Annotated in this window: 20 protein-coding genes; 16 read left to right on the top strand and 4 right to left on the bottom strand. The window is 50.2% G+C overall.

Annotation, left to right across the window (positions count from 1 at the left end; all coding sequences use genetic code 11):
• Positions 1-32 precede the first annotated feature (32 nt).
• The 13 genes from AC4BAN_RS12115 to AC4BAN_RS12055 all read left to right on the top strand — a co-directional run bounded on the left by AC4BAN_RS12115 (position 33) and on the right by AC4BAN_RS12055 (position 14,305).
• The gene (locus AC4BAN_RS12115; protein WP_490564673.1) at positions 33-167 is read left to right on the top strand and encodes a hypothetical protein; all 135 of its coding nucleotides are present in this window, start codon (positions 33-35) and stop codon (positions 165-167) included.
• Entirely contained in the window at positions 160-3,531 is a 3,372-nt protein-coding gene (gene secA / locus AC4BAN_RS12110) for a preprotein translocase subunit SecA (protein WP_490564672.1), read from the top strand. The genes AC4BAN_RS12115 and secA overlap by 8 nt, the downstream gene beginning before the upstream one ends.
• Before the next feature lie 118 nt (positions 3,532-3,649).
• Entirely contained in the window at positions 3,650-4,312 is a 663-nt protein-coding gene (gene deoC, locus AC4BAN_RS12105; protein ID WP_490564671.1) for a deoxyribose-phosphate aldolase, read from the top strand.
• Positions 4,305-4,823, top strand: coding sequence for a sporulation protein (locus tag AC4BAN_RS12100; RefSeq protein ID WP_490564670.1), 519 nt, complete (start codon positions 4,305-4,307; stop codon positions 4,821-4,823). The genes deoC and AC4BAN_RS12100 overlap by 8 nt, the downstream gene beginning before the upstream one ends.
• 171 nt (positions 4,824-4,994) lie before the next feature.
• Entirely contained in the window at positions 4,995-6,188 is a 1,194-nt protein-coding gene (locus tag AC4BAN_RS12095) for a M20 metallopeptidase family protein (RefSeq protein WP_490564669.1), read from the top strand.
• Positions 6,189-6,194: 6 nt separating this feature from the next.
• Positions 6,195-6,749 (top strand): hypothetical protein, encoded by a 555-nt coding sequence (locus AC4BAN_RS12090; RefSeq protein ID WP_490564668.1) that lies wholly within the window; start codon positions 6,195-6,197, stop codon positions 6,747-6,749.
• A 13-nt stretch (positions 6,750-6,762) separates the two neighbouring features.
• Positions 6,763-7,551 (top strand): hypothetical protein, encoded by a 789-nt coding sequence (locus AC4BAN_RS12085; protein WP_490564667.1) that lies wholly within the window; start codon positions 6,763-6,765, stop codon positions 7,549-7,551.
• A gap of 152 nt (positions 7,552-7,703) precedes the next feature.
• On the top strand, positions 7,704-8,210 hold the full coding sequence (locus tag AC4BAN_RS12080) for an Hsp20/alpha crystallin family protein (RefSeq protein WP_490564666.1): 507 nt from the start codon (positions 7,704-7,706) through the stop codon (positions 8,208-8,210).
• Positions 8,211-8,386: 176 nt separating this feature from the next.
• Positions 8,387-9,880 (top strand): Do family serine endopeptidase, encoded by a 1,494-nt coding sequence (locus AC4BAN_RS12075; protein WP_490564665.1) that lies wholly within the window; start codon positions 8,387-8,389, stop codon positions 9,878-9,880.
• 108 nt (positions 9,881-9,988) lie between these two features.
• On the top strand, positions 9,989-11,566 hold the full coding sequence (gene amaB / locus AC4BAN_RS12070) for an L-piperidine-6-carboxylate dehydrogenase (RefSeq protein ID WP_490564664.1): 1,578 nt from the start codon (positions 9,989-9,991) through the stop codon (positions 11,564-11,566).
• Positions 11,567-11,934: 368 nt separating this feature from the next.
• Positions 11,935-12,495, top strand: a complete 561-nt coding sequence (locus tag AC4BAN_RS12065) for an RNA polymerase sigma factor (RefSeq protein ID WP_490564663.1) — start codon at positions 11,935-11,937, stop codon at positions 12,493-12,495.
• Between the two features lie 30 nt (positions 12,496-12,525).
• The gene (locus tag AC4BAN_RS12060; protein WP_490564662.1) at positions 12,526-13,164 is read left to right on the top strand and encodes a hypothetical protein; all 639 of its coding nucleotides are present in this window, start codon (positions 12,526-12,528) and stop codon (positions 13,162-13,164) included.
• Positions 13,145-14,305, top strand: a complete 1,161-nt coding sequence (locus AC4BAN_RS12055; RefSeq protein WP_490564661.1) for a DUF4097 family beta strand repeat-containing protein — start codon at positions 13,145-13,147, stop codon at positions 14,303-14,305. Before AC4BAN_RS12060 ends, AC4BAN_RS12055 begins: the two co-directional genes overlap by 20 nt.
• A gap of 60 nt (positions 14,306-14,365) precedes the next feature.
• Here the strand turns inward: AC4BAN_RS12055 and AC4BAN_RS12050 are convergent, their stop codons facing one another.
• Both AC4BAN_RS12050 and AC4BAN_RS12045 read right to left on the bottom strand, forming a co-directional pair.
• Entirely contained in the window at positions 14,366-16,003 is a 1,638-nt protein-coding gene (locus AC4BAN_RS12050) for a sulfatase-like hydrolase/transferase (RefSeq protein WP_490564660.1), read from the bottom strand.
• Positions 15,993-17,084, bottom strand: coding sequence for an acyltransferase family protein (locus AC4BAN_RS12045; RefSeq protein WP_490564659.1), 1,092 nt, complete (start codon positions 17,082-17,084; stop codon positions 15,993-15,995). Before AC4BAN_RS12045 ends, AC4BAN_RS12050 begins: the two co-directional genes overlap by 11 nt.
• Positions 17,085-17,247: 163 nt before the next feature.
• Between AC4BAN_RS12045 and AC4BAN_RS12040 the strand changes: the two genes are divergently transcribed.
• From AC4BAN_RS12040 to AC4BAN_RS12030, 3 genes are all read left to right on the top strand, one after another.
• On the top strand, positions 17,248-17,691 hold the full coding sequence (locus AC4BAN_RS12040; protein WP_490564658.1) for a RidA family protein: 444 nt from the start codon (positions 17,248-17,250) through the stop codon (positions 17,689-17,691).
• 20 nt (positions 17,692-17,711) lie between these two features.
• Entirely contained in the window at positions 17,712-19,526 is a 1,815-nt protein-coding gene (locus tag AC4BAN_RS12035; protein WP_490564657.1) for a MutS family DNA mismatch repair protein, read from the top strand.
• A gap of 231 nt (positions 19,527-19,757) precedes the next feature.
• On the top strand, positions 19,758-20,000 hold the full coding sequence (locus AC4BAN_RS12030) for a hypothetical protein (RefSeq protein WP_490564656.1): 243 nt from the start codon (positions 19,758-19,760) through the stop codon (positions 19,998-20,000).
• A 303-nt stretch (positions 20,001-20,303) separates the two neighbouring features.
• Here AC4BAN_RS12030 and tsf read toward each other — a convergent pair whose 3' ends face one another.
• Entirely contained in the window at positions 20,304-21,137 is an 834-nt protein-coding gene (tsf, locus tag AC4BAN_RS12025; protein ID WP_490564655.1) for a translation elongation factor Ts, read from the bottom strand.
• A gap of 217 nt (positions 21,138-21,354) precedes the next feature.
• A complete protein-coding gene (rpsB, locus tag AC4BAN_RS12020; protein WP_490564654.1) occupies positions 21,355-22,122 on the bottom strand; it encodes a 30S ribosomal protein S2 in 768 nt (255 codons plus the stop codon).
• Positions 22,123-22,136 lie beyond the last annotated feature (14 nt).

Raw genomic sequence — 22,136 nt, 5'->3', positions numbered from 1 at the left:
GATAGTAATAACACTATACTGTTTCGGTAATTATGGCAGATAACCAGACAGGCTATTATTCTGGTATTGTTTTAGCACTGAGACTTAGATATATCGAAAAAACAGGTATTTTTGACGATATTGTAAACAAAGGATTTCAATTAAGAACAGCATATACTTATGTTTGATTTTTTCGGTAAAACCGTTGCGAAACTATTCGGAACCAAATCCGACAAAGATATAAAGGAGGTACTGCCTTATGTATCTAAAGTTAATGAAGAATACGCGAAGTTAAGCAGCCTTACGGATGATCAGTTGCGAAACAAAACCGCCGAGATCAAAGGCATTATTGATGAGCGCCTGAAGCCTATTGATGATAAGATAGCCGCCTTGCACAAGCGTATTGCCGATGAGCCTGAGCTTAACATCGTACAGAAGGAGAATATCTTTACCGAGATAGACGAACTGGAGAAAGAACGTAACAAAGACCTGGAAGTAGTGCTGATGGAGGTGCTGCCAACCGGTTTTGCCATTGTAAAAGAGACTGCCCGCCGCTGGAAAGAGAATGGCCAGCTGGTGGTAACCGCCACCGACATGGACCGCGACCTGGCTGCCCGCAAACCAAACGTGCAACTGGACGGCGAAAACGCTGTTTGGGCGAATAGATGGCTTGCCGCCGGCAACGAGATTATCTGGGATATGCTGCACTACGATGTGCAGCTGATCGGTGGTATAGTGTTGCACCAGGGTAAAATTGCCGAGATGGCCACAGGCGAAGGTAAAACACTGGTGGCTACCCTGCCTGCCTACCTGAATGCCCTGGCCAAGCGTGGCGTGCATGTGGTTACGGTAAACGATTACCTGGCCCGTCGCGACTCAGAGTGGATGGCGCCTTTGTTCGAGTTCCACGGCCTCACGATCGACTGTATCGACAAGCACCAGCCAAACTCCGAAGCGCGCCGAAACGCCTATAAAGCAGACATCACCTACGGTACAAACAACGAGTTCGGCTTCGATTACCTGCGCGATAACATGTCGCGCGAGCCACAGGACCTGGTGCAGCGCAAGCACCATTACGCCATGGTAGATGAGGTGGACTCCGTTTTAATTGACGATGCCCGTACGCCCCTGATCATTTCCGGCCCTGTGCCACGCGGTGATGAGCATGAATTCTATGAGCTCAAGCCACGCATTGCCATGTTGGTGGAGGCACAGCGCAAAGTAGTATCCAACTTTCTTACCGAGTCTAAGCGCCTGATTAAAGAGGGCAATACGCAGGAGGGCGGTCTGTCCCTGTTCAGGGCTTTCCGCGGGCTACCCAAGAGCAAGCCCCTGATCAAGTTCCTGTCCGAAACCGGTAACCGCGCCATCATGCAGAAAGTGGAGAACCATTACCTGCAGGATAACTCACGCCAGATGCCGGAGGCCGACGAGCCGCTGTACTTTACCATCGACGAGAAGCACAACCAGATCGAGTTAACCGAAAAAGGAATTGACCTGATCACGGGCCAGGGCGAAGATCCAAATTTCTACATCATGCCGGACATCGGCACCGAAATCGCCAATCTGGAGCAGGACAAGAGCCTGTCGCATGACGAGCTGCTGCACGCCAAGGAAAAACTGATCGCCGATTTCCAGGAGAAATCAAAGCGCATCCACACCATCAACCAGTTGCTGAAGGCTTATACTTTGTTCGAGAAAGACACAGAGTATCTCGTTACGCCGGATAACAAGGTAAAGATCGTGGACGAGCAGACAGGCCGTGTAATGGAAGGCCGCCGTTATTCCGATGGCCTGCACCAGGCCATCGAGGCAAAGGAGAACGTGAAGGTAGAAGATGCTACGCAGACCTACGCCACCGTTACGCTGCAGAACTACTTCCGAATGTACCACAAGCTTTCCGGTATGACGGGTACGGCCGAAACCGAAGCGGGTGAATTCTGGGATATCTACAAACTGGATGTGGTGGTGATTCCGACCAACCGCCCGATTGCCAGAAAAGATGAGCACGACAAAGTATACAAAACCGTGCGCGAGAAGTATAATGCTGTGGCCGACGAGATCGTGGAACTGACCGAGAAGGGACGCCCGGTGCTGGTGGGTACAACTTCCGTTGAAATTTCGGAGCTCCTGAGCCGTATGCTTACCCTCCGTAAGATCAAACACCAGGTACTCAATGCCAAGATGCACCAGAAAGAGGCCGAGATTGTGGCTGAGGCTGGTAAACCCGGTACGGTAACCATCGCTACCAACATGGCGGGTCGTGGTACCGATATTAAACTCGCCCCTGAGTCGAAGGCGGCAGGCGGTTTGGCCATTGTGGGCACAGAGCGCCACGAGTCGCGCCGCGTTGACCGCCAGTTGCGTGGTCGTGCCGGCCGCCAGGGCGACCCGGGTTCCTCGCAGTTCTTCGTGAGTCTGGAGGATAACCTGATGCGTTTGTTCGGCTCTGACCGTATCGCGCGCCTCATGGACCGCATGGGCCTTGAGGAAGGAGAGGTGATCCAGCACTCGATGATTACCAACTCTATTGAGCGGGCACAGAAGAAAGTGGAGGAAAACAACTTCGGGCAGCGTAAGCGCCTGCTGGAGTACGATGATGTGATGAACGCACAGCGGGAGGTGGTGTACAAGCGCCGCCGGAACGCCCTGTACGGAGAGCGCCTGGAGCTGGATATCTGGAACATGATCTATGATATCAGCGATGATGTGATCGTGAACTACAAGAACATCGGCGATTACGAGAACTTCCAGCTGCACGTGCTGCGCGTATTCGGAATAGAGTCCTCGATCACAGAAGATGAGTTCAAGTCTGTGCAGGCAAATCAGCTGTCGGAGCGCTTATACAACGAGGCGCTGAACCATTACCTGGAGAAAAACAAGAACACGGCCGCCCAGGCATACCCGATCATCACAGACATCCACCAGAACCGTGGGCCGATGATCGAGAACGTGGCCGTTCCGTTCACAGACGGCAAGCGCCAGGTAGCCGCCGTAGCCAACCTGACCAAAACCTATGAGTCCAAGGGCAACGAGCTGCTCCGCTCCATGGAGAAGATCATTACCCTGGGCACCATAGACCAGGCCTGGACCGAGCACCTGCGCCAGATGGATGATTTGAAGCAGTCGGTTCAGAATGCCGTTTACGAGCAGAAAGACCCGCTCCTGATCTACAAGTTTGAGTCATTTGAACTGTTTAAGCGCATGATCGGCAAAGTAAACGAGCAAACGATCGAGTTCCTGTTCCATGCGTTTATCCCGGTACAGGCGCCGGAGCAGGTGCAGGCCCCGCGTCCGCAGCAGATGCCAAAGCCGCCGGTGCTTAAGGAGCAGAAGCAGGAAGTGCATTCGTCCCTTGAAAATCAGTCGGGCCACACCTCGGCCCCGGCAGCAGAGCCGGAGCGCATTATGCCAGCGCATTCACAGAAAGTTGCCGGGCGCAACGACAGGGTGAGTGTGCAGTACATGGATGGCCGTGTGGTGAAAGATGTCAAGTTTAAGACTGTAGAGGCAGATCTGATGCACAACCGCTGCATCCTGATAGAAGAATAAAAACAAGCCGCCACACCCGGTCCGGCGTGTGGCGGCGCCCAATATTTGTATGATACCGACGGAGGATGTAGGATGAAATTACCTTTCGTCTTATGTCCTTTGTCTTTTAACTACGATTATGGCCGGAGAAGAAATTGCTTCCTACATAGACCATACCTTGCTGAGGCCGGAGGCAACGGCTGCGCAAGTGTTACAGCTTTGCGATGAGGCCCGTAATTACGGTTTTGCAGCCGTGTGCATCCCGCCCTGCTATGTGCAGCAGGCCAAAGAGCGCCTGGGGCCCGGGGCATTGGTGAAACTGGCCACAGTGGTCGGCTTTCCGCTCGGTTACCAGCACCCCAAGGTTAAGTTTCTGGAAACCCACCAGGCCATTGCCGATGGCGCCGATGAGATTGATGTGGTGATGAACATCTCCGCGTTTAAATCAGGTAAATACGAAGAGGTAGCGAATGAGCTCAGCGACCTGGCCAAGTTTTGCCACCTGAAGGAGGCCACGTTGAAGGTGATCATTGAAACGGCGCTTTTAACGGAAGAGGAAATTATAAAGGCCTGCCAACTGTGCGCAAGCGCCGAGGTGGATTACGTGAAAACATCCACAGGTTTTGCCTCAGGCGGGGCAACCGTAGAGCATGTAAGGCTCATGCGCCGCTCATTGCCAAGCACCATGAAAATAAAGGCGGCCGGCGGCATACGAACACTGCAGGATGCGGAAGCGTTAATTAAAGCCGGTGCCGACAGAATAGGATGTTCCGCCAGCGTTAACATTGTAAACTATGAATAGAATTACCACCCTCTTGCTCGCGCTTGCGCTGCTGTTTTCTACTGCCTGCGCCTCCTCGGTAGGGAAGGGAACCCGAAAGACAGATGCCGGCAAAACCACCTCCGGCAAAGAGAAGGTAGCCGAGGACCTCAGTGTGTTCCGCCCTACCTACACGGTGCCCGAAGCCGAGGCGACAGCCCCCGTGGCACCCACGCACCATGTAAATGAGCGCGTTGCGGTGCTGATGGATACAGTGGCCAGTGTGAACAAGAATATCAAGTATGCGCAGGGGTACCGGATTCTGGCCTACAACGGCTCGGAGCGGCAGACTGTCATGAACCTGCGCCGTTCCATTATTTCCAGAGTGCCAGACGTAAAGGATTACCTGACTTACCAGCAGCCGAACTTCCGTTTAAAAGTAGGTGATTTCTTTAGCCGGATAGAGGCGCAGCAGGTGCTGAACCAACTGTCAGACCTGATCCCGAACGCCCAGATCGTGCAGGACCAGATCAACATCGACAAAAGCTACTAAACCGGCACACAGAAGCCTCCCCTGAGTATAAACAAGCAAAAAGCGCTGCGCCCAAACCGGGCCGCAGCGCTTTTTGCTTGTTACCATTCCATTTAGTTAGTACCTTGTTTCATACTTGCCCTGGCAATAAAACCGGGTAATAAACAAGCATACTTTCGCATCAGCCTATACATGAGTGTACTCGATAAAATAAAGCAACTGGCTAAAACCTATGCCCCGGACACGGTGCGGCTGCGCCGCCACCTACACGCCAATCCGGAGCTGTCGTTTGAAGAACATAACACCGCCGCGTTTGTAAAGCAGACGCTGGAGAGCTTTGGCATTGCGGCTGAAAGTATGGCCGGTACGGGTGTGGTGGCCCTGATCAGAGGCAACAACCCCGAGAAAAGGACGATTGCCCTGCGTGCCGACCTGGATGCCTTGCCTATTAAAGAGGCAAATGAGGTAGATTACAAATCCAGAAACGCAGGAGTGATGCACGCCTGCGGCCACGATGTGCATACCGCGTCGGTGTTAGGCACAGCCCGCATTCTGCAAGATCTTAAAGCAAGTTTTGAAGGCACTGTAAAGCTGATCTTTCAACCCGGCGAAGAGAAGTTTCCGGGAGGAGCCTCCATCATGATCAAAGAAGGCGTGCTGCGCAACCCGGCGCCTGCGGGCATCGTGGGCCAGCATGTGTTCCCGATGCTGCCGGCAGGTAAAGTGGGTTTCCGTCCGGGCATGTACATGGCCAGTGCCGATGAGATCTACATCACGGTAAAAGGAAAGGGCGGCCATGCTGCCATGCCCGAAATGAACATCGATCCGGTGTTGATCGCCTCCCACCTCATCGTGGCCCTGCAGCAGATTATTAGCCGCCATGCCAGTCCCAAGGTGCCTTCGGTGCTTTCGTTTGGCAAAGTAGAGGCCCGGGGCGCAACCAACGTTATCCCGGACGAGGTAAAGCTGGAAGGCACCTTCCGGACCATGAACGAGGCGTGGCGGAAAGAGGCTCACCAGAAGATCAAACAACTAGCATTAGGCCTTTGCGAGAGTATGGGCGGCAGCTGCGACATCGACATTAAGTTTGGCTACCCTTTCCTGAAAAACGACCCGGACCTGACCCAGCGCGCGCGCACCGCAGCAGAAGCTTACCTGGGCAGCGACAACGTGGTAGACCTGGATCTGTGGATGGGGGCCGAGGACTTTGCCTATTACTCACAGGAGGTACCCGCCTGCTTTTACCGGCTGGGCACACGCAACGAGGAACGTGGAATTGTTTCGGGTGTGCATACCCCCACTTTTAACATAGACGAGGCGGCGCTCGAAACCGGCATTGGCCTGATGGCATACATCGCGCTGCAGGAACTAAGCGCTGAACAGTAAACCACGATGAAGCACTTCGTAACTGTTTGCCTTTTTAGTTTGCTCCTGTTTGGTTGCAAGCGCAATTCGCAACCCGATGCAAACACAGTTACGACTGTGCCAGCCCGGTCGCAACTGCTAGCCAGGCAAGTGAAGCTGCATGCCTTTTCTGAGCCTGCTAAACAGGATACTTTTAAGATCACTTTGGTTGGAGATTCCATGCAAACTGCCACCGCCACGCTGGAAATAATCAGCAGCGCGGGCAAATTACTGTACAGCAACAGCTTTGAAGCGAACTACCTGCTCAACTATGATCTGCCGGAAAATGCGACGGAGGAACAGAAGCGGGAGTTTATACTTAACCGAATAGAGCATTTCTTCCGTGACGACAATTTTAAGCGTCCCGCCATTGCAGCCGACATGGCTTTCGACGCGAACTATAGCTCCAGGCCTATCTGGGAGGAAGTAAAAACGGACCCGAACGCCATTGGTTTCCATTATCTGCTGGGCAAGGAGGACGGACGCTGGCTGGCTTATTCGGCTACACGGAAAGAAGTGGTGCTTTACTTTAATTGTTGTTAAGGCAAGTATGAAAATGCGCTATTTTATATTCCTGCTACTTTTGCCGCTCTTTGCCCATGGGCAAAGTAAAGTAACCGCGCCGGCAGCTGTTTGGCCAGCTTTCCAGTTAAGTTATGGCGTGGGTGAGGAGGGAACGCTTTTCATCCAAACCCAGTACCGCATCAACACAGACAGCCGCTTCAACGATCTGAAAGCGGAAGGCATACTGAGTAATTTTGAGCGCATAGAACTGAGCCTGGGTTACGAACATGCTATCACCGACCATTGGCGGGCAGGTGCTACCCTGCGCTATGCCGCCGAAGACTTTCCTACAACGCTGTTCTATACCTCTTTCCTGCGCCATGCCGGGAACGTGAGTAGTCTATACTTCAACAAGCAGCTTACCTTTGAGTATGTCAACCAGGAGGCGCAGGCCCCTTTCGGGCACCTGAACATAATGGCAGTGCTCGGTAAGCGTTTCCCAATTAAGCAAGATTTCGTTACCCCCAGCATCGGTTACGAGGCCGTACGTCTCATAAATTTTGGCGAAGCGCAGAATGGCGGGGCCTCAAATCGCTTCTTCACCCGCACGCAGTTACGTGCAAGCCTGACCTACGAACTGACAGATAAGCTGCGTATCAATCCATACTTCATGCGGCAGACAGATTATTATTATGTGTTGGTATTGCCGGTGTACGACGAGCAGGGAAAGCTGGTAACACAGGGCTATACCACGAAGCGAAACCGGGTATCACCAATCCTGGGCCTGGAGATAAAGTATGCCCTGCATGGCGCTGTAAAAACTGCCAGTATTGCATATTAATAAAACTGTAACTGTTAATGTGTCAGGTGTTTACGTGTTGAATAATTTTTTTTAATGACATTATTTCACGATTAATCAGGATTTTGTAAGTGGTATAGTTTTTACAGGTGCATAGGTAGGAATCAAATTTTTAAACCTAAAACTATATAGCTATGGCACTAACAAGATATGAAGGCATGCAGGAGCGAATGGCTCAGCCAAACACGACATTCAGTTCTATGCTCGACAGATTCTTTAACGATTCTGTCAACTCCAGGTATATGGCTGATTTTACACCGCATGTAGATGCCTGCGAAACTGAGAAAAGCTACGAGGTGGAAATAGCCCTGCCAGGCGTGAAAAAAGAGGATATCAACATTGATTTTCAGGAAGGCAGGTTGACCATAACAGGCGAGAGAAAGTTTGAGAATAAAGAAGACAATAGGAAGTACCATATGGTGGAGACACAATACGGATCTTTCAGCAGAACCTTCTACCTGCCTGACAAGGTAAACCCTGACAAAATTTCAGCACAATTCGAAGATGGTGTTTTAATGGTGTCTGTACCCAAGGATGAGCATAAGACTATGAAAAGACAAATAAGCATTTCCGATTCGGGCAACACCAAGAAGAAGAATACAGAAGAGAAGGCAACAAAAGGTAAAGGAAACACTAAATAGCACGAACAATTACAAACAAAAAAGAGGCTGGTAGTTTGGCCTCTTTTTTGTTTACATCTTGTTATAGCGAATTAAGGTATCAGGGTAATCTATACTACCGTATACTATAGAAGCGTTTGTTTGGTAAGGCTAAACTACCAATCTGATAATTAGTATTTAAAACATAAATCACCTACATGAAGACTAAACAGTTTATCGTTGGCTTAACACTTTCTGCCCTCTTGGGTGGTGGTGTTGCCGTGGGTAGCTATAAGTTGCTCGAAGACGAAACGAGAGCGGATGCAAAGGAAGAAGTGTACCCAACGGTGCGCTATACCAGCGACATGCGCAGCAGCGAGGCCATTGTGCCTGAAGGACTTAATTTTGTAAAGGCGGCGCAGGTTTCTACGCCGGCTGTAGTGCACGTCATGACGGAGTACAGTGCCAGTCCCACGCAGAGGAATGGCAGCCCCATGGACCCGTTTCTGCGTGAGTTTTTCGGTGATGGGTTCGGAGAGCGTGTGCCACGCGGTCCGCAACTAGGCTCCGGCTCCGGTGTGATCATTGCGGCCAACGGTTACATCATTACCAACAACCACGTAATAGACCAGGCCGATAAAATTGAAGTAGTGATGGACGACAAGCGCAAGTTTGAGGCCACGCTGGTAGGCACAGACCCTACCACCGACATCGCCCTGATCAAAATCAACGCCGAGAAGCTGCCAGCCCTGCGTTATGGAAACTCCGATGATCTGCAGGTAGGGCAATGGGTACTGGCGGTGGGTAACCCCATGAACCTGACCTCTACAGTAACTGCCGGTATTGTAAGCGCCAAAGGCCGAAACATTAACATATTGCGTACCAGCCAGAACCGCGACCTCAGCATAGAGTCCTTCATTCAGACGGATGCGGCTGTGAATCCGGGTAACTCCGGTGGCGCACTGGTTAACCTGAACGGCGACCTGGTAGGCATTAACACGGCTATCGCGTCGCAAACGGGCTCCTTTGCCGGTTATTCGTTTGCCATTCCCTCGTCTATCGTCAGTAAAGTGGTAGATGATCTCTTGAAGTTCGGTGAGGTGCAGCGCGCCTTGTTGGGTGCCACCATTCAGGAAATAGATGCCAACTTTGCCAAGGAGAATAATATTAAAACGCTGAACGGGGTGTACATTGCCGGTGTGGAAGAAAACAGCGGCGCCAAAGATGCCGGCTTGAAGCAGGGCGATGTGATCACGGCGGTAAACGATATTCGCGTGGCCAAGTCATCGCAGTTGCTCGAGCAGATAGCCCGCTACCGACCTGGTGACAAAGTAAAGGTAGATTACTTGCGCGCCGGTAAAGAACGGAATGCCACCGTTACCCTTAAAAACATAAATTACAGCACCGAGTTAGTGAAACGCAGCAATGCAGAGCCCGCCAGATTCGAAGGTGCCACTTTCGTGCCTGTCACCAAGCAGGAAATGACGAAACTAGGGATAGACGGAGGAGCTAAGATCAACAATGTGCAAAGCAGCAAGTTCCGCGATACGGGCATGAAGGATGGCTTTATTATTACCCGAATAGATAAGTTTCCGGTTAACAAACCAGCCGACGTAGAGAAATACCTGAAAGGGATTAATGGCGGAGTGGTGTACATCGAAGGTGTGTACCCGGACGGTCTTAAAGCCTATTACCCGATCGGGAAGGGATAATAATTTAAAATGAACCAGAATAGAAAGCTTCTGCAGCCTTGCAGAAGCTTTTTTATTTTTTAGATTTGTAAGAGTACCTTTTCTTGAACCACTAAACTGATAAAACGAATGAAACAAGCTATAGATGAATTGCCTTTGAACAAGGAGCTGAAAGACGTGTTGCAGGAGTTAGGCATCAAGGATCAGAATCCGGCCTACAGCACCGGCCTGGCCTGGGGCGGACAAGACAACGGTAACACGCGCAGTATCTATTCACCTGCCGATGGCAACGCGATTGCGACAGTGAACATGGCTACTGCCGAAGATTACGATAAGATCGTGACTACCGCGCAGGAGGCTTTTAAAGTATGGCGTAAGGTGCCCGCTCCTAAACGCGGCGAGATCGTGCGCCAGATCGGGGAGAAACTGCGTGTGCACAAGGAGGCGTTGGGCAAGCTGGTGAGCTACGAAATGGGTAAAATTTACCAGGAGGGGCTGGGTGAAGTTCAGGAGATGATCGACATCTGCGACTTCGCCGTTGGGCTTTCGCGGCAGCTACATGGCCTTACCATGCACTCTGAGCGCCCCGAGCACCGGATGTATGAGCAATACCACCCACTGGGCATAGTGGGGGTGATATCAGCCTTTAACTTTCCGGTTGCCGTTTGGAGCTGGAATGCCATGCTGGCTGCTGTGTGTGGAGACGTGATCATTTGGAAGCCTTCTGAGAAAACGCCGCTTACCGGTATTGCCTGCCAGCATATTATCCGGGATGTTTTAACAGACAATGCGCTGCCTGAGGGTATCTTTAACCTGATCATTGGCGACGCTGAGATCGGCAGTCTGATGAGCCACGACAAGCGGGTACCGCTGGTATCGGCAACGGGCTCTACGCGCATGGGAAAGAAAGTGGGAGAGGCAGTGGGTGCCCGTTTAGGGAAATCGTTGCTGGAACTGGGCGGTAACAACGCCATCATCCTCACCGAGAACGCCGATGTGGAAATGGCCTTCCGGGCGATAGTATTCGGGGCGGTTGGCACCTGTGGCCAGCGCTGCACCTCTACCCGCCGACTGATCGTGCACGAGAAGATGTATGAGCAAGTAAAAGAGCGGTTGCTGAAAATCTATCCGAACCTGCCTATCGGGCACCCCCTGGACAGCACAACGCTGGTAGGGCCCCTGATCGACAAAGATGCGGTGAAGGCTTTTAGCAGTGCCCTGGAGAAGGTAAAACAAGAGGGCGGCAGGTTGCTTACCGGCGGCGAGGTATTGAGCGGAGAGGGTTATGAGAGTGGCACGTACGTAAAACCAGCCGTAGTAGAGGCCAAAAACAATTACGAAATGGTGCAGGAAGAAACATTTGCCCCTATCTTATACCTGATCAAGTACAGCGGAGACGTGGAGGATGCCATCGAGATCCAAAACGGGGTTCGTCAGGGCTTGTCTTCCGCAATATTCTCGACAAACCTGCTTGAGACAGAGGCTTTCCTGGGCCACTGGGGTTCTGATTGCGGCATTGCCAATGTGAACATCGGAACATCCGGAGCGGAGATCGGTGGTGCCTTCGGTGGCGAAAAGGAAACTGGCGGAGGGCGTGAGTCTGGCTCCGACGCCTGGAAAGTATACATGCGCCGCCAGACCAACACCATTAACTACGGACGTGAGTTGCCACTGGCCCAGGGCATCAAGTTCGATATCATGGACTAGAAAATTGGACGCAGCAGGAATTGCCGGATCACAGCATGAGCAGGGCAAATGCTTATGAGACTGTGGTTGCACACCTGTTACTTTCTAAAAATAATGGTCCAGTAAATCAGGATACGGACAAAACCGGAAAGCCAGCTCTAAAAGGGGCTGGCTTTCTTGTGTGTAAGCGGGTGGGGAGCAAATTCATACATGCCGTTCCTTCCGTATACTTGCAATAGCATGCGCTTTGGAAAAAAATAACGTGTAAATAGGAAACTTAATGCAACCTTGCCTTTTTCGTGTTGTCTTTAGTTTGAAATTGAGTGGGGGGGATGGATACAAAATAAAAGCCGGCAAAAAATAATTGCGCAACGTTAACCCGGGGTGATTTGGAAACTATCAGCTATCAGGATATAAATAGCCACGTGATCGATAAGTGTAGGGAAGGCGACAACCGTGCACAGTACGAGCTATATAAGCTGTATGCCAAAGCCATGTTTAACGTGAGCATGCGCATTACGAACGATTATAACGAAGCGGAGGATGTGTTGCAGGAGGCATTCATCAGTGCATTCAGAAAGTTGCACACTTACAAGGCGGAGGCGTCGTTTGGCAGCTGGCTCAAAAAGATAGTGGTGAACGCTGCCATCAACGCCGTCCGGAAGCGAAGGGCAGAACTAGTGCCCCTGGATGAAAAAGCCGATGCCGAAGTACCCGACGAATGCTACGAAGACGATACAGACTGGCAGGTGGAAAAAGTGCGCAAGGCCATTCAGAAACTGCCGGATGGCTACCGGGTGGTGCTGAGCCTTTACCTGCTGGAAGGCTTTGACCATGCCGAGATAAGCGAGGTACTGTCCATTTCGGAGTCTACCTCGAAATCGCAGTACAGCAGGGCAAAGAAAAAACTGTTGGAGATCATGAAAGAGCCGCAGTTTATGAGTTCATAAACCGTGTGAGCAAATGAGGAGAAAGTTACCATGAAAGATAAACTGAAAGATTTTGTAAACGAGCACCGCGATGCATTCGACTGCTTCGAACCGCGGCCAGACCTCTGGCAGGAGATCTGCCACGAGCTGCCTAAAGCTGAGAAAAAAGAGACAAAAGTAATTAAGTTTAACTTCGGTGATAGTGCCAGCTTTAGTGCCAATGCGCTGTTTATGCGTGTGGCAGCTGCCATATTGTTGTTGATTGGCTGCGGCCTAATCCTGGTGCTGGTAAAGCAAAACGCGCCGGCTGCAGGAAACACAATAGCCGTTGCATCGGAGCAGAAGGTGATCAGCAACATCGCCCCTGAAATGGTGGAGATAGAAGCCTACTATGTCACCCAGATAAAGGAGAAGAAAAGCCAGTTAAGCGATTATGACCTGAAAATGCTGGGGCTGGATGACCAGAAAACAGTAGACCAGGAGCTGGCAAGGCTCGACAGTAGTTACCTGCAGTTGAAGAAGCAACTTTACACTACTCCTAATACAGATGAAATTGTGGATGCGATGATCCAGAATCTGCAGCTCAGGATCAGGGTGCTAAACAAGCAACTGGAAGTACTCCAGCATATCGAAAAACTGGAAAAAACGATCAATTCAGAACTGAAAGAAAATGAAACCACTCATGCATAACCTGATACGCAGCCTGCTGTTACTAGTTTGCACAGCACCTGGTCTGGCCTTGGCTCAACCGAAACCATCGCCCACCCCATGCCCCACCGAGCCACAAGTAACGCTTAACCTGGCCGAGATGGCGCCATTGGCAGCGCTTTCGGCACGCGCGAAACTACCTGCCCTTCCGGAATTGCCCGAACTAATGCAACTGGCCCAACAGGCTGCCCTGGCGGAGTGTCCTTACCAGACCGGTAACACAGAAGCGGCCAATGCCTACGATGCGGAAAAGCGCAAGGTGCTGGACAAGACTTACAAAGTAAACAAAAGCGATTTGCTCCGGATAGAAAATAAGTTCGGGAAAGTGCACGTAAACACCTGGAACAAGGAGGAGATAAAGGTAAAGGTAGAAATGATAGCCCGTGCCAGCACCGAGGCCAAGGCACAGGAAATTCTGGATAACATCAGCGTGCAGGAGAAGCGGGAGAACAACACGATTTCTTTCCGCACAAACATGGAGCCTATGCGGATATCGGGAAACAGCAACAAAAGCTTCGAGATCAATTATACGATCTACATGCCAGAGGAAAACGCGCTTGCGGTGCAAAACACCTTCGGAGATGTATACCTGGCTGCCTTAAAAGGAAAGGCCGACATCTCTGTAAAGTATGGCTCCCTTAAAACAGAAAGGCTTGGCAGCAGTACAAACAGCGTGAAACTGGCTTATGGCTCTGGTAACTGCGGCTATATAAACGGGGGCAATGTAGAGGTATCCTATTCCAGCATGAGTGTGGGCGGCACCAATGGCCTGGAAGGATCCTGTAAATACAGTGATTTTAAGATCGGGGACCTGGGGGAGGCCTTAAACCTGGACCTGAAGTATGGATCGTTCAGGGTGGATCGGGTAAGCAAGGACATCCGCAGCATTCTATTGGAGAGTGGTTTTAGCCCGATTCAGCTAAACTTTGCGGATAACTCGGCATTCAATTTCGATGTAAACGTGCAGTTCGCAGATTTTAAAGTAGACAAGTCGCTTGTAAACATCACATCGCTGGAGAAAGGGTATACCTCGGCGGCCTATAAAGGCAAGTTCGGGGGCACAGCGCCTAAAGGCCTGATCAGCATCAGCTCAAAGTATGGCGATGTGAAGTTTACAAAGTAGAAATTCGTTTGTAGTTTGTTTAGGGTGAAAGAGGCTAGCGCTATGTTAGCCTCTTTTGCTTTATTGCGGTGCGTCGAACTTGAGCAAAGCTGTTTTGCCCCGTCCAAAAATATCTCCCGTCAGGAAATACCGGCCCTTTTTATCCGGGGTTTCAAATAAGGTGTGGCCATACTTTTCGTGGATAAACTGTAAGGAATATCCCTGAAACAAAAGCAGGGTAGGGAAAATCTGTTCCTGCGCTTGCCGGTTAGGGGCGGGTAAGGTATAGCCGGCCGTAAGCCCGGATTTATCCAGGAGCCAGAGCGGTACATTGGCCTCTATAGGCTGCGTGTTTTGGGTAGAGGCATGGGCGATACTGATTCCATCACCCGCTAAGTTTTGCCCATGATCAGACGTGTACACGACCACGGTGCTGTCGGCGGGTTGAATGCCTGGCAACAGTTTTTTCCAGAAGCCATCCACGGTCCACCGGATAGCATTGTAATACGTGTTAGTGGAACGGATTTGATCCTGTAGCATGCTGGCCTCAGAGAGCACCGGGGCAAACGTAGCCGCACTTTCGGGATAGGTTCTGGCATATGGCCAGTGCGCACCTGCCTTATTTACATACACAAAAACCTTTTGCCCTGATTTGGAAAGGTCCACCAGTATATTTGCCACCCTGTAATCACGCAGGTAGTAGGGGAGGTTGGCTTCCAGCTCGCTGGGCTGTATAAAATGGTCCACATACTTCAGGTCGTGTGGCGTCATGTAATTCTGCAGCGCTTGCAGACCAAGTTGGGCATCAATATAATAGGTGGTATAACCGGCCTGCTTCGCGTACTGAAAGATACCCGGGCCCGTGAGCGCGACATGTTTCAGGTCAGGTAACTGCGCTGTCTGAACACCACTCAGCAGGGCAATGTTAGTGCCGGCGCTATAGTTGGTAAGGGCGCTTGCTTTGCCAAAATTGAGGATGCTATCCTGAACAGAAGTTAAGTAAGGGGTGGTAGGCAAGGGGTTGCCGTTTAAAGAAAGCGCACTGCCAGTTATACTTTCGTCTACAATTAAAAAGAGATGCCTTACGCCTGCACCAGTTGCGTGCACCTGTACCTGCTCCCTTGCCCCTGCCGGCAGCTTGTGCGCTATGGCAAGCCCTGTGCTGACCGGTACCCGATAGAAGGCAGGCAGGTCGTCTATTACCCCCACCGACCTGTTGACATACCACCAGCATAAAAGCAGGACAGGCACCACTGCCAGAACCTGCCGGGAAGAGAACCTGGTCTTAAAAATAATGGGCAGCTTTGAAAGCAGCAACACGGTGATTAGGGAGGCAAATAGCGCCAGCAGAATCGGGAGGGTATAATTCTGGAGTGCCGTTAGCCAGAAATGCGGATTGTTGTGGGCTGTTTGTGCATCGTGGTAGGCGTAGTTATAACCCGTAATAAGCCGATAGCTTAAACTGATAAAAAGAAACGGGAGCAAGATAAGGTAATAGGCCCAACGCACAATGCGGTTGCGGTTCAGGAGCAGGAGTTGCTGGCTCCAGACTGCCAGTGCAAAAACAGCCAGGTACAGCATCAGCTCCAGTACACTCTCCCTGAACAGCAGGTACTGCAGCACGTAGTAAACCCGGCCGGGGCGCATTTCCACGGTTACCGTAAAAAGGCACATAAACACGAAGAGCAGGAAGCAAGTCTTTACTGATTTAAACTTCATAGTGCTTGGCAGGCCTTAACAATGTGATGGAGACCCGTTCCACGATATATTTAAACACCATTGTGAGTGCTGTTACTACCAACAGGTAAAGTACAGCCCCCGCCAAATACCCCGGCACAGACTGGCTTCCGAGCGCCAGAAATGGTGCCCGACAGAGGCCGTGCACCGCAAAAAAGTAAAGCGAGTTTTTGCCAAAGTACCGTAGCAGGCTACTGAAACAGCCACTTTCAGGGGCTTTCGTAAAGCGATGCAAGGTCATGAAAAAAAGCGGTACCAGCGTAAAGGAAATGACCCAAAGGCCGGGGAAGAAAGAGCCCGCAAAAAACAGGGCACCTGCCAAAACAAGCAGCGCATTACTTATTTTGACTTGCTGTTGCCCGGCCAGGTATATGCCCAGGCAAAACTCGGGCAGGTGGCCAACAAAGTTAAGGCGCAAATACGCGATGTTCTCCGGATTGAGAGCAAGCACAGCCAACTGCGCAACCCACGACAAGACCACGATCAGCAGCAAATACTCCTTTTTAGGCAGGCGGATTAAAGCAGGAGCCAGCAGGTAAAGCTGAAAGATCAGGGAAAAGAACCACCAGGGGCTGGATATGGTCAAGGCCTCTCCGGGTATCAAATTAGCCAGAAGCGTAAGCTTTAGAAGCGCTTGCTGTACAAACGGACCCAGTGCGATTTCCTTTCCGGGAATAAAAACATCGACTGCGGCTTTATAGCAAAAAAGGAAAAACACAGCCAGGAAAAAAGCAGGGTAGAGCTTGCTAAGTCTATGCGATATATATTGGGTATAGCTTGTGGCTGGCCTGCCGGCATACCTGGTGGCAAGCCCGTAGCCACTGATAAAAACAAAGAACTGAACCGCATAGTGGCCAAAGAAGGAGAACAACTGTTTGATAAGATCCTGCGGGGCTTCGGTTATGTTTTGGATAAGATTATATATGGGTTGGGTAGAAAAGCTGAACTCATTCTCGCCGGGAGCAAAGGGAAGGATATGAAAAAAATTATGCAGCATGATAACCAGTATCGCTATACCTTTCAGGTAATAGGTGCTTTGCTGGTTAGGTTTGGCAACGATCATTCAAACTAAAATAGTGGTTAGTTCCTGTAAATCCTACTTGGTGCAGCAGTTTGCCCGTGTTCAAAGTATAAAGTATTGCCAGGGGGCAGGCTTAGTTTTGAAGTTAATGCTTAATTTTAAGAGAGCTTAACTAATCTTTACCAAAAGTATAAAATACACACATATGGCAGCAGCTAACAAGGATGTTTTGAATTCAGGCAAGGCACCGGAACCTGTGGGACTCTATCCACACGCACGTCGTGTCGGCAATTTGCTTTTCCTTTCCGGGGTAGGCCCTCGGGAGCGGGGCACAAAACAAATTCCTGGTGTGGAACTGGACAAGGAGGGAAACATCGTTTCGTATGATATTGAGAAGCAGTGCCGCTCGGTTTTCCAGAATGTGCGTTACATTCTGGAAGATGCCGGTTCCGGCTGGGACCAACTGGTGGATGTAACTGTTTTCCTGACCAACATGGCCGATGATTTTGCTACTTATAATAAACTGTATGCCGAGTATTTTAAAGACAATCAGCCGTGCCGGACAACAGTGGAGGTGAACAAGCTGCCCACACCCATAGCCATTGAGCTAAAATGCATCGCCACCATCGAAACACCGCCCCACAGGTAGGAAAAAAACCCTTACACATCGTGATAAAAAGCAGAGAAGAAGTATACAGGCAACGCATTGAGGCGTTTGCGGAGCAGGAGAAAGGTGCCTCAGCCAAAGCAACATGGGTGTCGTGGTTACGGGTTGTTATTTTTTTAGCCGGCATAGCCACGGCGTATTATTTTTTCAGCACAGGCAACAGAACTGCAGGGGCCACCGCTATCCTGGTTTTCTATGCCTTGTTTGTTGTCGTGCTCCGCTGGCATAGCAGACTGAACTTTAGCTACCAGCAGCTGAGGCTGGTGCGCCAAATAAATGAGCAGGAAATAGACCGCTTGCAAGGCAGGCTTACAGCTTTTGATGGCGGGCAAGCGTACCTGAATGAACTTCACCCCTATACGGCTGACCTGGATATTTTTGGGCAGAATTCCTTGTTCCAGCTCCTGAACCGCTCTGTTACCAGCATTGGCAGGCATAAGCTGGCGCAATGGCTCCGCAAGGCTGCGCCTGCGCACGTAATAGCCGACAGGCAGCAAGCGGTGGCGGAACTTGCCGCTGAGCAGCAACTGGACTGGCTGCAGGAGCAGCTGGCCCTGCCGATGCACTATACCCACAAAGAAACTAACGCAGGAGAATTTATAAGCTGGTTCGCTGGCAGTTATTTTTACAAGCGGCACCCCGTGCTAAAGGTTTTGGTGTTTGTGCTGCCTGTACTTACGCTGGCAGCCATCACTGCCTGGGGCTATGGTGCCAGTGGCTACCTGCCTGGTGCTTTTTTAGTACTGCAATTTTTACTGTCCTATCAGTTCAGGGTAGAGCGTGATGCCTATTATGAGCAAAGCATCGGTATTTACGAGGCCATGCGCAGCTACACCAAACAGCTTCGGCACATAGAGCAAAAGGGGTTTAGTGGCCCGCAACTACAGGCACTGCAGGCAAAACTGAAGCAGTCGGGTACCAAAGGCTCGGTCATTATTCATAAGCTGGCCAACATCATCGACTTTTTTTCGTGGCGCCTGAGCACCCTGATGGCTTTTTTCCTGAATACGGTTTTGATGTGGGACTTTGTGTGGATGTACCGCCTGGAAAGCTGGCGGGATAAGTTTCTGCCCCAGCTGGAAGAAATGCTGGATACACTGGCCGAAATAGAGGCATTGGCAAGTATAGCGGCCTTTCAGCATGCTCACCCCGGGTATGCGGTGCCGGTTATTAGTTCGCAGCCGCTGGCCTTCGAGGCTGCTGCGCTGGCGCATCCGCTTATTTTTTCGGTAAGGCCCGTTGCCAATGATTTTGAAATGCAGGGAGCCGGTAAAACCATGGTGGTAACGGGCTCTAACATGTCGGGTAAAACCACTTTTCTGCGCACGGCGGGTATCAACATGGTGTTGGCTTTGATGGGTGCTCCGGTTTGTGCCGAGAAGTTTAAAGTAGCACCGGCACAGGTATACACCGCCATGCGCACCGCCGACAACCTCTCCGAGAACACCTCTTCTTTTTATGCTGAGTTAAAGCGTTTGCGCATGCTCTTAGAACTGACAGAAAAAGGACAACCGGTTTTTTACCTGCTCGACGAGATCCTGAAGGGCACCAATTCCCGCGACCGTCATGCAGGGGCCATGGCCCTGATCCGGCAGCTGCACAAGCGCAACGCCTCCGGCCTGATCTCTACCCACGACCTGGAATTAGGGGCCATGGAGCAGGAGTTGCCCGGTAGTGTGGAGAACTACAGTTTTAACAGCGACATTATCGGCGATGAAATTAAGTTTGACTATAAACTACAGCGGGGTATTTGCCGTAGTTTCAACGCCAGCAAGCTCATGCAGCTCATGGGCATCGAGATAGCGGAGAAGGTTTAGTTATTCGACAAAAGCCTTTTCTGACAAAGGAAAAAGAAGTACTGAACCTCAGGGGCGCATTTTAGTTGTCATTCCCAGCAGGGAGAGAACTCTGAAATATTGCATGCATGTAAAATGGGCGGGATTTCTCACTTGCGGTCTAAATGAAATTATTATAAAATTCCTCACTCGGGAGGCGTGGATTCATCTGCGCGAAAATTTATACTTTAACACCCTAAACAGAATAGAACCATGAGAGTAGTAGCCGATATACCAAACCCACACGTTAAGATTACCTTGCACGCATACAACGGCAAGTATATTTTAAAGCTGGAGAAAGCTAACCTGGAGCAACACTATAAAATTGAGGAAACCGAGGTGATGGGAGATGAAGGCGTTAAAGCCCTGCTAGACGAGGAGTTTATCGAAGCCGTGGTGAACCGCTTTCAGGATATGCGCGATGCGTTTGTGAGCACGCTGCGGCGGAATGGGTAAGTTTTGTACATGATAGAAATACGGTTGAATCCTGTTGGATCATCGTACGTAAAATGCTCCTGTTTAGGTCCGATCTCTATCCCTATATGGAGTTTTTGCTGGGCATATGAGTATTGGGAGAAAAGGGATAAAAATAATGTAAGATAGGTAAGAATTGTTTTCATCTGTTAGCAGTGAAGTAGATTTTAGTTTGTAAATATATAAATAAACTATTATTAAATAATGCGTCTCATATATATTAAAAAACAGAAAAGCCCCTGATTTCTCAGGGGCTTTTCTTATGCTAAAACAATGTGCTTCTACTTAAGCGATAGCTACACGCTTAAACTCGTTAACGGTCATGCCTTTGCTAGTTTTGTCAAGCAGTTGCGCGATGGTTAGCGAAGAGTCTTTTACGAACTCCTGGTTAAGCAACGTGTTCTCTTTGTAAAACTTGTTCAGTTTACCTTGTGCAATTTTCTCAAGCATGGCTTCTGGCTTGCCTTCGGCGCGTGCCTGCTCCTTGCCAATCTCGATCTCACGCTCTACAGTAGCAGCATCCACCGCGTCTTTGTCAAGGGCAACCGGGTTCATGGCTGCAATCTGCATGGCTACGTCCTTGCCAACCTCTGTTGCATCAGTGCCGTTGGTGTTAACAAGGCCTACCAACACACCCAACTTACCAGTAGAGTGCGTGTAAGCAACCACCTGGTCAGCCGTTACTGTCTGATAAGACAGTACATCAATTTTCTCACCGATCTTACCCATCAGGTCTGTGATATGATCCTGAAGAGAGCGGCCATCTTCCTGCTCGGCAGCAAGTAATTCTTCTTTAGAGGCAGCGTTAGTAGATACAGCCGTATCCATTACTTTTTGTGCCAGGCTTTTAAACTCAGGTACTTTAGATACAGGCTCAGTTTCGCAAGCCAGGGCAACTACTTTACCGTTGTTGCCTTCTGCGTTTACCTGAGTAAGAACGATACCCTCAGAAGTTGCATTGTCAGCACGCTTGCTGGCAATTTTCTGACCCTGCTTACGCAGAATATCTTTCGCTGCCTCAAAATCGCCGTTTGCTTCTGTCAGCGCTTTCTTGCAGTCCATCATACCAGCTCCGGTTTCCTGACGGAGTTTGTTAACGTCTTGTGCTGTAATTGCCATTTTTTTATAATTAAGAATGATGAATCAATAAGTAAAGATTTTAATTTCGGGCAGCTGCTGTTGGCCCAGGCTGGCAAACTTTGCTGTTATTCCGAAAACAGAGCCTTGCTTGGTGCCGGGCAGCTTGCATACCGTTGCAGTAGCCCTAAAACAAACTGAACATTGAAGCAGCAAAGCCCAATGTTCAGTTTGTAATTAGTGCAATATGAACAAATGACTATTGCTCGTCTGCTTCTTGTTTAGCCTTGATGCCTTCTTCTTCAGAACGCTTACGCTCGGTTTCCTCTTTGTCCACCTTGCGCTCAGACAGTCCTTCTTCGATAGCCTTACCAATGATAGACACGATCAGGGCTACTGACTTAGAAGCATCGTCGTTTGCAGGAATCGGGAAATCAACCAGCTCTGGGTTAGAGTTTGTATCGCAAACCGCGAATACAGGCAGGTTTAACTTGTGTGCTTCCTTCACGGCGATGTGCTCGCGCTTCACGTCTACGATGAACAGCGCAGCTGGCAGGCGAGACAGGTCGGCAATACCGCCAAGTACGCGCTCCAGTTTCTCACGCTCACGAGAAAGCATTAGCTTCTCACGTTTCGCGATGGCTGCATAAGCTGTGTTGTCTTTCACCATCTTATCGATAGTAGACATTTTCTTAAGAGACTTGCGCACCGTAGCGAAGTTAGTCAGCATGCCGCCTAACCAACGATCGGTAACGTAAGGCATTTTAAGGCGCTTTGCCTCTTCTGTAACGATCTCCTGCGCTTGCTTTTTAGTAGCAACGAACAAGATCTTACGTCCGGACTTGGCGATGTTCCTGATAGCGGCAGAAGCCTCATCAAGCGCAACCAGCGTCTTGTTTAAGTCAATGATATGGATGCCGTTCTTCTCCATGAAGATATACGGAGCCATTTTTGGATCCCACTTTCTGGTAAGGTGACCGAAATGAACACCTGCCTCAAGTAATTCTTTATAATTAGTACTTGCCATGTTGTTGATACACC

The sequence above is a fragment of the Pontibacter sp. GD13 genome, assembly GCF_058216355.1.
Note: the sequence above shows the minus strand (reverse complement) of the source record. Positions and strands in the feature narration are given on the sequence as shown.

Coding starts and splice junctions, on each gene's coding strand:
- AC4BAN_RS12115 (WP_490564673.1), top strand. CDS start 33: ATGGCAGATAACCAGACAGGCTATTATTCTGGTATTGTTTTAGCACTG.
- secA (WP_490564672.1), top strand. CDS start 160: ATGTTTGATTTTTTCGGTAAAACCGTTGCGAAACTATTCGGAACCAAA.
- deoC (WP_490564671.1), top strand. CDS start 3,650: ATGGCCGGAGAAGAAATTGCTTCCTACATAGACCATACCTTGCTGAGG.
- AC4BAN_RS12100 (WP_490564670.1), top strand. CDS start 4,305: ATGAATAGAATTACCACCCTCTTGCTCGCGCTTGCGCTGCTGTTTTCT.
- AC4BAN_RS12095 (WP_490564669.1), top strand. CDS start 4,995: ATGAGTGTACTCGATAAAATAAAGCAACTGGCTAAAACCTATGCCCCG.
- AC4BAN_RS12090 (WP_490564668.1), top strand. CDS start 6,195: ATGAAGCACTTCGTAACTGTTTGCCTTTTTAGTTTGCTCCTGTTTGGT.
- AC4BAN_RS12085 (WP_490564667.1), top strand. CDS start 6,763: ATGCGCTATTTTATATTCCTGCTACTTTTGCCGCTCTTTGCCCATGGG.
- AC4BAN_RS12080 (WP_490564666.1), top strand. CDS start 7,704: ATGGCACTAACAAGATATGAAGGCATGCAGGAGCGAATGGCTCAGCCA.
- AC4BAN_RS12075 (WP_490564665.1), top strand. CDS start 8,387: ATGAAGACTAAACAGTTTATCGTTGGCTTAACACTTTCTGCCCTCTTG.
- amaB (WP_490564664.1), top strand. CDS start 9,989: ATGAAACAAGCTATAGATGAATTGCCTTTGAACAAGGAGCTGAAAGAC.
- AC4BAN_RS12060 (WP_490564662.1), top strand. CDS start 12,526: ATGAAAGATAAACTGAAAGATTTTGTAAACGAGCACCGCGATGCATTC.
- AC4BAN_RS12055 (WP_490564661.1), top strand. CDS start 13,145: ATGAAACCACTCATGCATAACCTGATACGCAGCCTGCTGTTACTAGTT.
- AC4BAN_RS12050 (WP_490564660.1), bottom strand. CDS start 16,003: ATGAAGTTTAAATCAGTAAAGACTTGCTTCCTGCTCTTCGTGTTTATG.
- AC4BAN_RS12045 (WP_490564659.1), bottom strand. CDS start 17,084: ATGATCGTTGCCAAACCTAACCAGCAAAGCACCTATTACCTGAAAGGT.
- AC4BAN_RS12040 (WP_490564658.1), top strand. CDS start 17,248: ATGGCAGCAGCTAACAAGGATGTTTTGAATTCAGGCAAGGCACCGGAA.
- AC4BAN_RS12030 (WP_490564656.1), top strand. CDS start 19,758: ATGAGAGTAGTAGCCGATATACCAAACCCACACGTTAAGATTACCTTG.
- tsf (WP_490564655.1), bottom strand. CDS start 21,137: ATGGCAATTACAGCACAAGACGTTAACAAACTCCGTCAGGAAACCGGA.
- rpsB (WP_490564654.1), bottom strand. CDS start 22,122: ATGGCAAGTACTAATTATAAAGAATTACTTGAGGCAGGTGTTCATTTC.